This is a genomic window from Glaciimonas sp. PCH181 (assembly GCF_003056055.1).
Taxonomy (GTDB): Bacteria; Pseudomonadota; Gammaproteobacteria; order Burkholderiales; family Burkholderiaceae_D; genus Glaciimonas.
The window spans coordinates 37,422-52,387 of record NZ_PYFP01000001.1 but is presented as its reverse complement, the minus strand read 5'-3'; the positions used below and the strand labels follow the sequence as shown (position 1 = coordinate 52,387).

Annotated in this window: 11 protein-coding genes; 9 read left to right on the top strand and 2 right to left on the bottom strand. The window is 48.5% G+C overall.

All coding sequences use genetic code 11. The annotated features are described in order from the left end of the window. Positions 1 to 282: 282 nt before the first annotated feature. A complete protein-coding gene (locus C7W93_RS00230; protein WP_108438226.1) occupies positions 283 to 1,056 on the bottom strand; it encodes a DeoR/GlpR family DNA-binding transcription regulator in 774 nt (257 codons plus the stop codon). 164 nt (positions 1,057 to 1,220) lie between these two features. Between C7W93_RS00230 and C7W93_RS00225 the strand changes: the two genes are divergently transcribed. Together C7W93_RS00225 and C7W93_RS00220 are read left to right on the top strand one after the other, a co-directional pair. Then, a complete protein-coding gene (locus C7W93_RS00225) occupies positions 1,221 to 2,252 on the top strand; it encodes a glycoside hydrolase family 3 N-terminal domain-containing protein (RefSeq protein WP_108438225.1) in 1,032 nt (343 codons plus the stop codon). Between the two features lie 18 nt (positions 2,253 to 2,270). Further along, positions 2,271 to 3,287, top strand: coding sequence for a glycoside hydrolase family 3 N-terminal domain-containing protein (locus C7W93_RS00220; RefSeq protein ID WP_108438224.1), 1,017 nt, complete (start codon positions 2,271 to 2,273; stop codon positions 3,285 to 3,287). Between the two features lie 302 nt (positions 3,288 to 3,589). On the opposite strand, the gene C7W93_RS00215 is transcribed toward C7W93_RS00220, so the two are convergent. Further along, positions 3,590 to 4,537: a LysR family transcriptional regulator gene (locus C7W93_RS00215; RefSeq protein ID WP_108438223.1), complete on the bottom strand. Its 948-nt coding sequence runs from the start codon at positions 4,535 to 4,537 to the stop codon at positions 3,590 to 3,592. A gap of 126 nt (positions 4,538 to 4,663) precedes the next feature. On the opposite strand from C7W93_RS00215, the gene C7W93_RS00210 reads away from it, so the two are divergent. The 7 genes from C7W93_RS00210 (at position 4,664) to C7W93_RS00180 (ending at position 14,906) form a co-directional block, all read left to right on the top strand. Further along, positions 4,664 to 6,172, top strand: a complete 1,509-nt coding sequence (locus tag C7W93_RS00210; protein WP_108438222.1) for a CoA-acylating methylmalonate-semialdehyde dehydrogenase — start codon at positions 4,664 to 4,666, stop codon at positions 6,170 to 6,172. 11 nt (positions 6,173 to 6,183) lie between these two features. After that, positions 6,184 to 7,887 carry a GMC family oxidoreductase gene (locus tag C7W93_RS00205; RefSeq protein ID WP_225869709.1) on the top strand — a complete coding sequence of 568 codons (1,704 nt, stop codon included), beginning with the start codon at positions 6,184 to 6,186 and terminating at the stop codon, positions 7,885 to 7,887. Positions 7,888 to 7,913: 26 nt separating this feature from the next. Next, complete coding sequence (locus C7W93_RS00200) at positions 7,914 to 8,738, top strand: sugar phosphate isomerase/epimerase (protein ID WP_108438221.1); 825 nt, start codon at positions 7,914 to 7,916, stop codon at positions 8,736 to 8,738. 37 nt (positions 8,739 to 8,775) lie between these two features. Further along, positions 8,776 to 10,383, top strand: a complete 1,608-nt coding sequence (locus C7W93_RS00195) for a GMC family oxidoreductase (protein ID WP_108438220.1) — start codon at positions 8,776 to 8,778, stop codon at positions 10,381 to 10,383. A 563-nt stretch (positions 10,384 to 10,946) separates the two neighbouring features. Further along, positions 10,947 to 12,755, top strand: coding sequence for a thiamine pyrophosphate-binding protein (locus tag C7W93_RS00190; RefSeq protein ID WP_201747124.1), 1,809 nt, complete (start codon positions 10,947 to 10,949; stop codon positions 12,753 to 12,755). 69 nt (positions 12,756 to 12,824) lie between these two features. Beyond that, positions 12,825 to 13,523: a hypothetical protein gene (locus C7W93_RS00185; protein ID WP_108438219.1), complete on the top strand. Its 699-nt coding sequence runs from the start codon at positions 12,825 to 12,827 to the stop codon at positions 13,521 to 13,523. A 555-nt stretch (positions 13,524 to 14,078) separates the two neighbouring features. Then, complete coding sequence (locus tag C7W93_RS00180; RefSeq protein ID WP_108438218.1) at positions 14,079 to 14,906, top strand: helix-turn-helix transcriptional regulator; 828 nt, start codon at positions 14,079 to 14,081, stop codon at positions 14,904 to 14,906. Positions 14,907 to 14,966 lie beyond the last annotated feature (60 nt).

Below are 14,966 nucleotides of genomic sequence, written 5' to 3'. Positions count from 1 at the left end.
GCGTCGCATAACTATATAAATTTTTTTTTAATTATCTGACCCCAGAATCAATCAAGCAATTTCGCAAGCCCAAAATTCGTTACGTATTGCGACGCACCGCGTGCGTCACTTTGCGTCACAGCACATTAATGAGAGGTTTTGTTTGGCGTTTTACCGAGTTACCGGATGAGATATTTGCCCCGAATACTGAGCAAAAAAGCAAAACCGGAGAGTCAGATGACTGACACTCCGGTCTATTCGATACGACGCCGAACGGCGCAGCAGAAGATTACAACGCTAGAATTACGCTGCGACGATTATGTCAATATCGGCAGCGCGCAAGGTTGCCAGTCGATCCTGCGGAGCGTCGGATTCGACGATGACTGTACTGACCTGCGCACACGAAGCAACTTGATAGCGGGCGATGCTCGATAGTTTTTCATTAGTGACGGCAACCGTAACGAGGCCACTGCGCACGATCAATGCCCGCTTAAATTCCGCATCGTCAAAATCAAAAGCAGTAAGGCCTTCCTCAGCATCAAGCGCGCAGACACCCAAAAAACACTGGTCGAAGTAAATCTGCTGCAACTGCTGCAAAGCTGTGATGCCCAGCGCGCCGCCAGTATTCGCGTTAATGCGGCCGCCCAGCAGAATCACCTCCTTAGCTGTGGAGCCCATCAATGCGTGAGCGATGGCAGGCGAATTGGTGGCGACCGTAAGTGACAGCTCTGGCCTGATCGCACGTGCGATGGCCAAATTGGTCGAGCCTGCATCCAGAAATACGCACTGATCGGACCTTAACAGCGCAGCGCCTGCACGCGCGAGAGCATCTTTTCTATCCGTATTTTCGGTCGACCGCTGCACGATATCGCTGTGTGCCGGCGATATCGCTATGGCACCTCCATACACACGTTTGCACACGCCAGCTGCCACCAGGTCGCTTAGATCGCGTCGAATGGTATGGTCAGAAACGCCGAATTCAGTCGCAAGTTCAACAGCGAGAACCCGGCCGCGCTCAACTAACCGAGCACGAATAAGTTGTTGCCGTTCCTCCGGCAAAGCTGCATGAGTGAGCATTGACACCTCCTTTAAACGAGCTATAATAATCAATAACGAGCACAAACGCACACCAAATTGCGCCTTTGTGAACGCCCGCCCACTTGGGCGGCGGGCTCCACAAGCTGTCAAGTCGACTGTGTGAGCCCTAAAATACCCCTCAACAATCAGTCTAAGGAGCTGCCTTGTCAAACGATTTACACCGGGATGCCTACGCGGTATTACTGCCAGCATTTGCCGGACTAAACCTCGATGATCCCACACTTCGCTTTCTCGATTCGGGCGGCGTCTCAGTGCTCCTAGGGGAGTCGCGATCCGAATATGTCGCGCGAAAAATGAGTGCGGAGCGCTCGACCTCGGAAACCGCGCAACAATTCCGCCAACTTGTCGACGAAGTCACAGCCCGCATCGGCTGCCCGCCATTGGTAGCAGTTGATCATGAATTGGGCGGTATTGAGCGGTTGCATCGGCTGGTGCCTGCTCTGCCCACAACCGAGCAAGCGCATCGACTCAACGCATTGGAGATCGAGCGTCACTGCCATTTGACCGCTGCAGCTGCACGTGAAATAGGCGTTAACCTGTTTCTGGCCCCTATTGTCGATGTTGTAACTGGCATAAACCCTTGGCTGCACAATCGCAATCTGGGTCCAGAAGCATCCGAAGTCAGTCGAATCGCTTGCGCTTATGTGCGCGGCATACAGACTGCTGGCGTGGTGGCCACTGCCAAGCACTTTCCGGGGCACCACATTACTGAAAATGATCCGGCACTTCTCGAAGCGCACGTGCCCGGCACGCGTCACGACCTGGAAGCGGGTCTGTCCGTTTTCAAGGACGTCATCGCTAGCGGCGTAAAAGCGGTGATGGCCGGACCTGCCCTGGTACCAGCGATCGATGCATTGGAATCCTCCTCTACATCGAAAAACGTGATTAATCTGCTGCGTAACGACCTTGGCTTTAGCGGACTCATTATCAGCGACGACCTCGATGCCCCGTCGATTCTGCGCGGCAAGCGGATCGAAGACACCGCGGTTGCATCGCTAGTGGCGGGATCTCACTTGCTGCTGGTATCAAGCGAAGCCGGCCTGGACAGCATTGTCGCTGCGATTGTCCGCGCAGTCGAAACCGGTGTGCTGTCGCAAGAACATTTGACAAACGCCGCTAAAAAAGTGCGCGCGCTCGCGCGCGAGTTTCACGCAAAATCCTCAGTCCCTCGCTAAGATCCGGCACAAACAATCATGGACAACCTTTCCATCAAGGCACACAGCGTGTTGCTTCCCGCAATGGAGCAACTGCATCTCGGCGAAGATATTCAACACTTTCTTGATAACGGCGGAAAAAGTCTGCTTTTCGGTGAAACTGGGAACGAATACGTCAACGGAAAAATGGACCCAGCGCGGCTTAAAGACGAAACGCTGGAACGCTGGCATGCACTCATCGAAGACGCAACGCGACGGGCGGGTCCCCTGCTCAAAGCAACCGATGCAGACATTTCAGCAGTCCACCGTCTAGAAGGTTTAACCCCGCCACTGCCGAGCCGCGCGCAGGCACAATCCATGTCCGCAGAAGAACTGGAAGCGCACTGTCTGCAAATGGCGCTCGCCGTGAAGCAGACGGGCATCAACCTCGTGCTTTCACCGACCGCGGATGTCGTCGACGGTCACAATGTCTGGCTCAACGGTCGGACCTTGGCGGACGATCCGGGTGCCGCTGCCAAGATGGTCCGTGCGTATGTGCGCGGCGTACGCCGGGCTGGTTTGGCTACGACGCTAAAGCATTTTCCCGGGCATCCAATGTTATTGCGGCATCCCGCAAATGAAGAAGCGACCGTAACATTGTCACTCGATGAGTTGCGCTCGTATTGGGCACCTTTTCGGGCAGGGATTGAGGCAGGCGTGGAAGCTGTCATGATGGGTCCGGCCATTTTTAATGCGGTTCAACCACCTGTTGCTGCGTCGATCTCGCCGGATCTGATTTCGCTATTGCGGGGCGAACTCAACTTTAAAGGTCTCGTGATTACCTGTGACCTCGATCACAAGGCAACGATCCGCGACGCCACGCTCGGTGACACAGCGGTCGCAGCCCTAAAGGCCGGTGCGGATTTGTTACTGCTTTCGCCTAAAGCGGTGCCGAAGATTCGCGAGATCGTGGCCGCCATCGTCTCGGCAGTGCAGGCAGGGCAGATCCCGGAAACACGGCTGGACGCAGCAGTCGCGGCTGTTTTAAGGCGTGTTGACGCGCCGCAAGACCGCTGAGCGGGCAAAACCGCACAGGATCGCAGTAGCCAGCCGTTCGCACGGGTCCTCTCTACGAGGCCCCGCTTCGAACCTCATGCAAGCTGCCACCTCGTTCATTAACAACAAAATAGCACGTCATGAACAAGTCCCTGGGGCGTTGTCATGCTGAAGTGCTGCCAGAGCGTTTAAGCGGATGATATTGCTTCGATGCGGCTAGATCAGTGCAATCCCGGCAGGAGAACCGATTTGTCCTCAGTACCAATATTTATAGAATTATAGGATTTTTAGCCGTTTTGACAGCGGCATGATGCGGGCGGGATTCAGCGCATTCGCCAGACTTTATCGATCGCTGCCAATGCCGTCGCCACCACAGGATGGTCAACCCGGGTTTTCATGCAAACAAAGCTCAATGCGCAGTCCAGACTAACCCGGTCAGCAATGACCAAACCATGCGCCTGCGCTTCACGCAAGGCGATTTGTTCACGTACCAGGCTCAAGCCGGCGCCAGATTTGACCAAGTCCAGCATCGACGCCTCCTGATCAACCATTGCTACCCATTTCGGCGATATACCGGTACTTGATCCAGGCCCGAACACCCGCACTAAAAGGCGATGATGTATAGACGCCGGCGGTGTCGCCAGCCACGGTAAAGAGGCCAGGGCTTTCCAGTCTCGCCCCAACACTTGCGGCCCCCAGCCAACAGGGGCCACCACGCGATAAGTAAAATTGGTGAGCCTTCTGGTTTCCAGAACGGCGCTGTGATGCAATTCGTCAGGAGGGCTTGCTGGTAGTTTTTCCTGATCGACGCCAGATAGCACAGGCGAATCGAGATAAAAGCCGACATCCAGCTCGCCACGCAGAATTTTGGCCACGACATCGCCGCTCATGCCGTGCGATAGCTTAATTTCGATGTGATGTCCGAATTCCAGCAGCGCATTCAGGAATGCCCCCAATCGCGTGAACTCCGGATCGAGGATCGTGCCGATTGCCAGACTACCGCGCACCTCGCTATTCATGCGAATAGCGGCAGCCTTGAACTCCTGCTGTGCCTCAAGCACTTTTTCAGCCAGCAATAACAAAATCGCACCATTCGGCGTCAGGCTCATTCCTTGCGGCGTGCGCGTAAACAGCTCAAGTCCTGCTTCCTCTTGCAGACCTTTAATCTGCAAACCCACCGCCGGTTGCGTCAAATGCAACTGTTGCGCAGCACGCGTCTGGCTGCCCTCTCGTGCCACTGCGACAAATACTCGGAATGCCTGGATATCCATTGTCTATGCTAAACCATATAAATTTTACTTATATCAGATGCAAGAATTACTGCGTAGATTTTTGATTGCGACGAATGTAGAGTAACCCAACAGTGCCATTTCAGCAAATTGAAAAAGGAGATACATATGAGTTCTGCAAATATTAAATCGATAAGTCATTTCATTGGCAATCACTCTACAAACGGTGAGTCCTCGCGCTTCCAGGATGTATTTAACCCTGCGACAGGCCTAGTTACAGCGCAGGTAGCACTTGCTACCGCCAGCGACGTGGATGCTGCAGTGGCTGCGGCGCAAGCTGCTTTTCCTGGTTGGGCGGATACCTCTCCGATCCGTCGCTCACGTCTGATGTTCAAGTTTTTAAATCTATTGAATACCCATAAAGACGAACTGGCGCACGCAATTACCTTGGAACACGGCAAGGTATTCAGCGATGCTAAAGGCGAAGTCGAACGCGGGATCGACATTGTTGAATTTGCCTGCGGCATTCCGCAGCTACTAAAGGGCGATTTCACCGATCAGGTTTCGACTGGCATGGACAACTGGACCCTGCGCCAACCGCTCGGCGTGGTGGCTGGCGTTACGCCGTTTAACTTCCCTGTGATGGTGCCGATGTGGATGTTTCCGCTGGCGATTGCGACTGGTAATACCTTCGTATTGAAGCCAAGCCCGATAGATCCAACCGCATCGCTACTGATCGCCGATCTGATGAAACAGGCAGGATTTCCAACCGGTGTATTCAATGTCGTGCAGGGCGACAAGGAAGCTGTCGACGCGTTGCTGAACCATCCTGACGTAAAGGCGATTTCATTTGTCGGCAGCACGCCGATCGCCAATTACATCTACGAAACCGGAGCACGGCACGGCAAACGCGTGCAGGCTTTGGGCGGCGCAAAAAATCATATGTTGGTCATGCCAGACGCCGATATCGACAAAACGGTCGACGCACTGATAGGCGCTGCTTACGGCTCGGCGGGCGAACGATGCATGGCGATCAGTGTCGCCGTGCTAGTCGGTGATGTCGCAGAAAAAATCATCCCGCTGCTGATTGAACGCACCAAGGCTCTCAAAATCAAGAACGGTATCGAACCTGACGCGGAGATGGGTCCTATCGTCTCTAAAGCAGCGTTGCAACGGATCACTGATTACATCGCGAGCGGCATCACAGAAGGCGCAGAACTGCTGGTGGATGGCAGGTCGCACACAGTGGAGGGGCATGAGCATGGCTTCTGGCTCGGTGGCACCTTGTTCGACAACGTTACCGCTGACATGCGCATCTACAAGGAAGAAATTTTCGGCCCGGTGCTGGCCTGTGTACGCGTGAAAGATTTTGCCGAAGGCGTGAAACTGATCAATGCCCATGAATTCGGCAATGGCGTGAGCTGCTTCACCCGCGACGGCAACGTGGCACGTGAATTTGGCCGCCGAATTCAGGTTGGCATGGTCGGCATCAATGTACCGATCCCGGTACCAATGGCTTGGCACGGCTTTGGCGGCTGGAAAAAATCGCTGTTTGGCGATACCCATGCATATGGAGAAGAAGGCGTGCGTTTCTACACTAAGCAAAAAAGCATCATGCAACGCTGGCCCGAGAGCATCGAAAAAGGAGCCGAATTTGCCATGCCTACTGCCAAGTGAACCAAGGTGCCATGATGAACAACGCAGCATCTCAGGAATTTGATTATGTAATTGTAGGCGCCGGCACTGCCGGTTGCCTGCTGGCGAACCGCCTCAGTGCAGACCCAAACACACGAGTGTTACTAATTGAAGCCGGCGGGAACGATGATTACCACTGGATTCATATCCCGGTCGGCTACTTGTATTGCATCGGTAATCAACGCACCGATTGGCTTTACAACACCGAGCCCGATGTCGGCCTGAACGGGCGCACGCTGCGTTACCCGCGCGGCAAGACTCTGGGAGGCAGCTCCAGCATCAACGGCATGATTTACATGCGTGGACAAGCCCGTGATTATGATCAGTGGTCCGCGTTGGTAGGCGACGATGCATGGAAATGGGAAAGTTGCCTGGCCGACTTCAAGCGCCATGAATCGCACTATAAACTCGACGCTTACGATCCTGATTTCAAGAAGCCTGGCACCGGGACCAGCCACGACGCGTTAGTCAAAATGCATGGCTATGGGGGCGAGTGGCGGGTTGAAAAACAACGACTGAAATGGGAAATTCTGGACGCGTTTTCAGAAGCTGCGCAGCAAGCCGGCATCCCCGCCACGGATGATTTCAATCGCGGCAACAATGAAGGTGTCGGTTACTTTGAGGTAAACCAGAAAAGCGGATGGCGCTGGAATACGGCCAAGGCCTTCCTGCGTCCGCTTTGCATCTCGCGCCCCAATTTCACGCTATGGACCAAGTCACAGGTCAGCGATCTCAAATTCAATCGCTCTGCCGATGGTCAGTTACGGTGTATCGGCGCCACCGTGCACCGCAATGGCTCGAAGATAGATGCATTGGCGACACGGGAAGTTGTTTTGAGCGCAGGCAGCATAGGATCGCCGCAGATATTACAACTCTCCGGTATCGGACCGGGAGGTTTGCTTCAGCAATATGGCATAGATATATTGCACGATGCTCCCGGCGTCGGTGCCAACCTGCAGGATCATTTGCAGATCCGTGCAGTATTCAAGGTGCAGCATGTAAAAACGCTGAACACGCTGGCAAATAACATCTGGGGCAAGGCAATGATAGGCCTCGAATACGCATTCAAACGTAGCGGTCCGATGAGTATGGCGCCGTCACAATTAGGCGCATTCACACGCAGCGACCCATCGCAACCCTACCCAAATATTCAGTACCACGTTCAACCATTGAGTCTAAATGCTTTCGGTGAACCGCTGCACAATTTCAATGCATTTACCGCCAGCGTCTGCAATCTGAACCCCACGAGTCGTGGCTCGGTACAAATTCGCGACAAGAATTTTAATGTTGCGCCAGCGATTACGCCCAACTATTTGAGCACTGCAGAGGATCGCAAAGTGGCCGCTGACTCATTACGCGTCACCCGTAACATCGTCGCGCAAAGCGCACTGGCCCGATATAAACCGGAAGAATACAAACCTGGTACGCAGTTCCAGACAGATGACGAGCTCACCAAACTTGCCGGCGATATCGCCAGCACCATTTTTCACCCTGTTGGTACCGTAAAGATGGGACGCGCGGAAGATCCGATGGCCGTGCTGGATAACCGTCTGCGCGTACGTGGTGTCAGCGGCTTAAGAGTAGTCGATGCCAGCGTTATGCCAACCATCACCAGCGGCAATACCAATAGTCCGACTCTGATGATCGCGGAGAAAGCGGCAGATTGGATCAGACAAGATTACTTGAATCCGAACTGAGTATTTATCTTAGGAAGTAAATACAAATGAACCAACATACAGGCACTACTTTTCATGATTTTTCAATTTGTCAGATAACCACTAAAAATTGGTCGTTCCATGAGGATGTTGTGGCTTACGCTGAAGCTGGAATTAAAGGAATTGGAATATTTAGACCAAAAATTGAAAATATAAATTTATACGAAGTTCGTGATCATTTATTGAAAAATGGATTACTGGCAAAAAGCATGATTAGCCTGGATTCGCTTACCGGGGATGCGCATGTACTCGACCATGAAAAAATTAATGCGCATTGCAAATACATTAAAGAATGCAGTGTATTAGGGATTCAAAATTTAGTGGTTGTTCCCGGCAACTTAAACGGAAGAAATGCAAATTTAGTAGAAGACTTGACCATTTCAGCACTTACTGAACTTGTCCCTATTGCTAAATCATATGGGGTGACTCTTGCATTGGAGCCGATACGAAGCCCTTACTTTGATTTTATGAATACCCTGTTACATACTTCAAAGATAGTTAAGAATTTTTCACCTGACTCTGTTGGCATTGTATTTGACACATGGCATTTATGGGATGAGCCAAATTTAAATAATATAGTTAAAGATATTATTAATTATATTTCGATTATTCATGTTTCCGACTGGCGCAATGGCACGTCGATTCACAATGACAGAATGATTCCTGGTGAAGGTAATTTGCCATTAAATGAAATCATGCGCTTTGTTGACAGCATTGGATTTAACGGGCTGTATGAAATTGAAATATATTCTGAAATTCTTTGGCAATCAGATTATAGGGAAATTATAAATAAATGTAATCATTGGTTCAACGGATTGTGGACCAGACATTAATTAGAATTTTCCAATAATAAAGAAACACGGAGCTAAAATGGAACGAAAAATTAAGGCTGTCGATTATATTATCGTCGGTGGTGGAACTACCGGTTGCATTCTTGCCGCCAGACTCTCAGAAAACCCAGATATCAATGTACTTTTACTTGAGGAAGGGCCGACTGATTCAAATATTTATATCAAATTTCCTGGCACCTATTATAAAACAGCGCAAGGACCGCTGCTGAAAAGGTATCCATGGGAGCCTAATGGCACTGATATAAGAGAGTCCAATACTACTATGGTTCAAGCTAGTGTTTTGGGTGGAGGAAGTTCTGTAAACGGAATGGTTTATGTCAGAGGAAACCCAACGGACTACAACGAATGGGAACAATCTGGTGCAAATGGTTGGGGTTATAAAGATGTTCTTCCCTACTTTATCCGTTCTGAAAATAATGAAGATTTTTATAATGAACATCATGGCATTAATGGTCCTCTCGGCATTTCCTTTCCTGGAAGCATCCATCCACTAACAAGACGTTGGTTGCAGGCCTGTCAGCAATTTGGCTTGAAATATAAAGCAGATTTCAATGCTGGTGAGCAAGATGGTTGCGGCATATATCAAATTGCAGCTCGGGCTGGACGACGTTCCAGCTCGGCGAGCGCTTATTTGCATCCTGCTAAAAATAGAAAAAATCTCGAAATTTTAACAAATACGAAAGTATTAAAAGTAATTATAAAAAATGGAAAGGCTATCGGCGTAGATAGTATTTCAAATGGAAAAAATACTCAGATTTTAGCCGAACGTGAAGTCATCATCTCTGCAGGCGCAATAAATACTCCTAAGCTCCTATTACTTTCTGGGATTGGCGATTCTGGCCTTTTAGGCTCACTAGGAATCAAAACCAATATTCACTTGCTTGGCGTCGGCCGGAATCTACAAGATCATTTGGAGATGTCCCTTGTTTATCAATTAAAAAATACCGACAGTTATGATAAGTATAAAAAACTTCATTGGAAAATGTTGGCGGGTATTCAATATATCACTGGAAAAACAGGCCCGATAGCATCCAATTTAATTGAAGGTGGTGCATTCACAAACGGTTCTCGATTAAACGAGCTTCCTGATTTGCAATACTTCTTTCTCGTAGGCGCAGGTATCGAGGAAGGTACTGATAGCGTACCAGGTGGTGTTGGCTGCACATTAAATTTTGAACATGTGAGACCAAAGTCTCGCGGATTTGTTTCTCTATATTCCTCTGATCCATTAGCGTTACCGCGAATTGTGCCTAACTATATGAGTGAAAAATACGACTTGGACCGCCTTACAGAGGGATATCAAGTCGCACAAGAAATTATGGCGCAACCCGCACTTTCTCCATTTATTGCAAAACAATTCTATCCGAATAGAAATTTTTCCAACAGTAATGAACTATCCAATTTCTTGAAGAAGAATGCAAGGGCTGCTTTACATCCTTGCGGTACGTGCAAGATGGGTATAGATGAATTTAGTGTTGTTTCACCAGATCTTATAGTTTATGGAACTGAAAATTTACGTGTGGTCGATGCGTCTATTATGCCGAATATTGTTTCTGGCAATACAAATGCAGCCTGCACAATGATTGCAGAGAAAGCAGCAGATATTATATTAGGCAAAAAAATATAAGCGAATATTTCTATAGTTAAGTATTAGCCCCAAAGTGCCATGCTTCATATTGCGTCACTTTGACAGGCTTTGCGAGGCTAGCATAACAATTAAATAATATTGTAAGCGCCCAATTGCTAGCCTGACTGCAAAAACCTAATCATAGGAGTCGAATAAAAAAATATTGGGGTTTTTGCCATACGAAATGCGTCACTGTGCGTCACATCAGGAACGTGTTGCGAAATTGAGTATATGACTTAGACGACATATACTGCTTTGTATTGGTTTCTATTTTTTTAAAAAAACAATAACAAATTATTTGATTAATAAATCAATTCGACACCGAATATTCTTGCAATCGAGAATAGCATCGGCGGTGACACTGTCGCCAAAAAATCATCTAATTATTGAGCACGGTAATTAGCATGATCGAGAATATTAGAATTGGAACTGCAGTTAGTAATTAAAATAAAAAATATCGCTCATAAAGATATGTAGTGTGATTTCCAATAATAAGCTTTGTACTATTTCATGTAATTAATGGTTTTATTTATAATCTCATTTACGTAATAACGAGGAGTAACATGTCTGGCGAAACTAAGACTATGACTGGCGGTCAAATTGTAGTTGAATATTTGATCAGGGAGAAAGTCCCATTTGCATTTGCAATTCCAGGTCACGGCAATACTGCACTTCTTGATGCATTTGTCGATAGAAAAGATGAAATCACTCTTGTTCCTGCCATGCATGAACAAGGTGCTTCACATATGGCCGATGGCTACTATCGCGCTACTGGCAAGATAGCCGCTGTATGCTCTTCTATTGGCCCAGGTGCTACAAACACACTGACAGGTATCGCAACCGCATTTGCTGATTCAATGCCCCAATTGCTGATTACCGGTGGCGTTCATACGTATATGACCGGAAAAGGCGTTCTGCAAGAAATTGACAGGCCTCATGGGGATAACTTCCCGCGCATGGCGGAACCTGTTGTGAAGCGTTGGTGGCAACCTAGTCGCATTGAGCAAATTCCCGGCGTCATGGCGCAAGCATTCAATACAATGCTTGAAGGCCGCCGTGGTCCTGCTCTGATTAATATGCCGCAAGACTTGCAAGCGGATTCTGCAGAAGTCAGTTTGCCCGCCCCTGATGATCACCGCTCGCATGGTCGTCTCCATGGTGATCCTCTGGATATTAGTAAAGCAGCCGAATTACTGCTTAAGTCTGCGCGTATCGTAATTGTTGCCGGTGGCGGCGTTATTGCAGCCGAGGCCAGCGAGGAACTTGTTGCTATTGCTGAGCATCTTGGCGCGGCTGTAACCACTTCTTTTATGGGCAAAGGCTCCATTCCTGAAGATCATCCTTTATATGCGTGGCCGTGCGGGGACTTAGGGTCTATTCCGGGTAATGCAATGACACGCGAGGCAGACGTTATCCTTGCAATTGGCTGTCGTTTCAGCGACCGTATTACATCTTCATACAAGCCTGGCGTTACTTTCGATATTCCGAAATCGAAACTTATTCAGATTGATATTGACGGTTTTGAAATTGGAAAAAACTACCCTGCTGAGGTAGGCATTGTTGGCGACGCAAAGGCAATTCTTACATCTCTTCTCAATGAAATTCGGGATCTGGCAGCGCCGCGCAATTATGTCGAATCTCCTATGTTTAAGCGCCTGCAACTTCTCAAAGAGCAATGGCTTGAATATTTGCGCCCACTTCGTGAGGCTAACCGCTCTCCAATGACAGTATCTCAAATACTTTTTGAGGCTAGAAAAGTATTGCCCCGAAATACCATTGTTGTTACCGACTCAAGCAATCCACAAAATCAGGTATTCAACGAATTCCCTGTGTATGGGCCGAAGCAGCATATTACGCCGGGTGGATTTTCAGGTATTGGTTTTGCACTTCCTGCTGCCATTGGTGCGAAGCTTGGTTTGCCGGACACACCTGTTGTCGCTATTTGCGGTGATGGTGCCTTCTTGCAAACCGGACAAGAGCTGGCAACGGCCGTTATGATGGGCATTCCGGCAATTTTCCTCATTATTAATAACGGTGGCTGGGGCGCAATCCGCAATCTTCAACTTAATATGTTTGGAGAAGATCGCGAGATTATCACAGGCTTCACCACACCTGATGGCCAGCCGTACGAAGCACACATCGCTGATTTCGCAAAATCGCTTGGAGCAGCTAGCGAACGCGTCACTGATCCACTGCAAATTGGTGCTGCTCTAGAACGAGCACTTGCATCCGGTCGACCATACGTTATCGAGGCAATCTCCTCAATTGAACGGCCGTGGAGCAATATGCATCCAACAGGCTGGTGGGACATCACTGTTCCAGCATATCTCGGCGAGCTACGTGCAGAATATGTTAAGAATCGCGGATTTTAATAAGCAATAAGTCCCGGCAATTTTGATGGACTGGTTTTTGCCAGTCCATCTTTTGAGAAAATCAATTACATGAAAATTAACAACGTTCGAGATTTGGAATTCTCTGATCAGTATATAGATGCTTATCTGATTGAAAATGTTAAGGACTTTATTGTTCCCGAGGGCATTGTTGTCAATTTAAGCAATGAGCCTATTATTATTGGTGCGCAAATTGAAAGCATTGTTCCGGCATGGAAATCAGTCGTAGTTTTCAATGCCAACATTGTTCGAGCTGCACGTATCGCTATTATCAGAGTTCGATCAGTTAAAAATCTTGGCGGCCTTTCGTTGTCTGACAACTGGGAATGGTTCGGAAATAGGCTTGAGAAGTTCCCAAGAAATTCACCACTCTACATATCAAAATATGACACCGTAGGCACAATTAAAATTAATCCCTACACTTTCACAAAACAAGAAAAAGCCGGCTCTAAATCCGAATCTTGTTCTATTAGAATAAATTTATGGTGGGCGCCTGCGGAAACCGATTGCTCTATGCATAATGAACATCCTTTCCTTGAAATTCATACACAAATTCACGGTTCTGGCCGCATTCAAAAATTTCGTGAGCGCGATGAATCGACTAAGTACGAGGAAATGGTCTTGGCTCCAGGGCACACACATGATCCATTTTTCTTTGTTAACGATGACGGCGACTTTGTGTACCCCTGGCATCGCTACTACTCGGACAATGATTGTATTTGGTTAGCAATTGAGCTTCATCCGGGCTAAAATAACGCAGACTTGGATTGTTAGAAATATTGTAAGCGCTCCATAAACCCGGGCTGTCGATTGAATCTGATTTCTGGATGGCAACATCTTCATAAGCCTCCCAGCTTCAGACAAAACCGCACACGGACCATGATCTTTCTATTTAGCGGCGAGTTCTGAAATAACGCCGCAACTATGAGGTTCACGGAGGGTCAGGCGGCGCGCAAGGACGCTTTGCGACGTATGCAATGCGCCCCCTACTCCCCGTCAAATTTGACCGCCTATTGGCTGCCTTTTGCTCCAACTGCTGGATGAAGGTATCACGCTTGATACTTCACCCCTCAGCGGCAACGTGCTGTTTATGGATCGCTTATATTTAGTCTGTTTTACATGACAGCTATCCCGCACGCCCCAATCATCCACCGTCCGGGAACACCGTTATGTGGCGAGGCAATGCAGCATATAGCTGACATGCAGCTCAGTTCCGGCCTTGCATCTGAAAGCTATGCGCAATTACAAAATTGACGATACACTTCCTTAGGGCTCGGTTTAATTTCAACCTGGATGGCGTCCAAAATGAATCGTCAGCAGCACACAAAAAATCTTTCCGAAAACCTTGCAAGTTTGGCTGACTCGTTCGATTCAATTGCAGATTTCTGTCGGAAAGTAGGCGTCAATCGTCAACAATTTAATAAATATCTAGTCGGGCAACATGTCCCTTCACAAAAGATATTACTAAAGATTGGACGATACTTCTCTATGGAGCCAGATCATTTTTTTTTGCCCAACTCTGATTTCGTAAAATTTTACGAAGGGCAAGAACATGAAATTCCAGTTGACCTACGCAGCCTCCCTGAGTTTATGCGCTTTCTCCCCCTCGCATTAAGCTCCAGCCAACACATTAAACCGTTCTACGGCGTCTACAATCGTTACCATAATTCATCTATCTACACAGGCCGAATACTGAGGTCGATTACATGTATATACGAACGCAATTCGGTGGCCCAATACGTCACCATCGAGCGCTTCCCCAAGCTTGACGGTAGTGGAAAAATCGGGTGTACATTTACGTATCATGGATTCTGCTTCCTGCTTGGCGATCGGCTTTTCATGGTCGATTTTGAGGGCAAGCAAAAAAACGAGATGACCTTCTCCACACTGGTTCCTCAATTCAGAAATCCCGTACGCTTCTTATACGGCATCGTTTCAGGCCTGGCCGCGACAACATATCGCCAGCCGTTTTCAACAAGAATGATGCTTGAATTTTCCGACAAAGAAAAGATCAAGAAAAAACATCTCCGAAATGCCACTGCGTTGCTGCAGAGTGACTTATCGATTCCGCTTGAAGTACGAGAATATCTTAGCGGTGACCAATACAAAATTATTTGGGGCGGCGAAGGCTGAGTTGCTGATCTTGCGTGTCGCTACGATTAAGCACAACTTTTCAACTACGCCATTACCGGA

Bases quoted from the DNA above. Each gene is read 5' to 3' on its own strand.
- C7W93_RS00230 (WP_108438226.1), bottom strand. From the start codon at position 1,056: ATGCTCACTCATGCAGCTTTGCCGGAGGAACGGCAACAACTTATTCGT.
- C7W93_RS00220 (WP_108438224.1), top strand. From the start codon at position 2,271: ATGGACAACCTTTCCATCAAGGCACACAGCGTGTTGCTTCCCGCAATG.
- C7W93_RS00215 (WP_108438223.1), bottom strand. From the start codon at position 4,537: ATGGATATCCAGGCATTCCGAGTATTTGTCGCAGTGGCACGAGAGGGC.
- C7W93_RS00210 (WP_108438222.1), top strand. From the start codon at position 4,664: ATGAGTTCTGCAAATATTAAATCGATAAGTCATTTCATTGGCAATCAC.
- C7W93_RS00205 (WP_225869709.1), top strand. From the start codon at position 6,184: ATGATGAACAACGCAGCATCTCAGGAATTTGATTATGTAATTGTAGGC.
- C7W93_RS00200 (WP_108438221.1), top strand. From the start codon at position 7,914: ATGAACCAACATACAGGCACTACTTTTCATGATTTTTCAATTTGTCAG.
- C7W93_RS00195 (WP_108438220.1), top strand. From the start codon at position 8,776: ATGGAACGAAAAATTAAGGCTGTCGATTATATTATCGTCGGTGGTGGA.
- C7W93_RS00190 (WP_201747124.1), top strand. From the start codon at position 10,947: ATGTCTGGCGAAACTAAGACTATGACTGGCGGTCAAATTGTAGTTGAA.
- C7W93_RS00185 (WP_108438219.1), top strand. From the start codon at position 12,825: ATGAAAATTAACAACGTTCGAGATTTGGAATTCTCTGATCAGTATATA.
- C7W93_RS00180 (WP_108438218.1), top strand. From the start codon at position 14,079: ATGAATCGTCAGCAGCACACAAAAAATCTTTCCGAAAACCTTGCAAGT.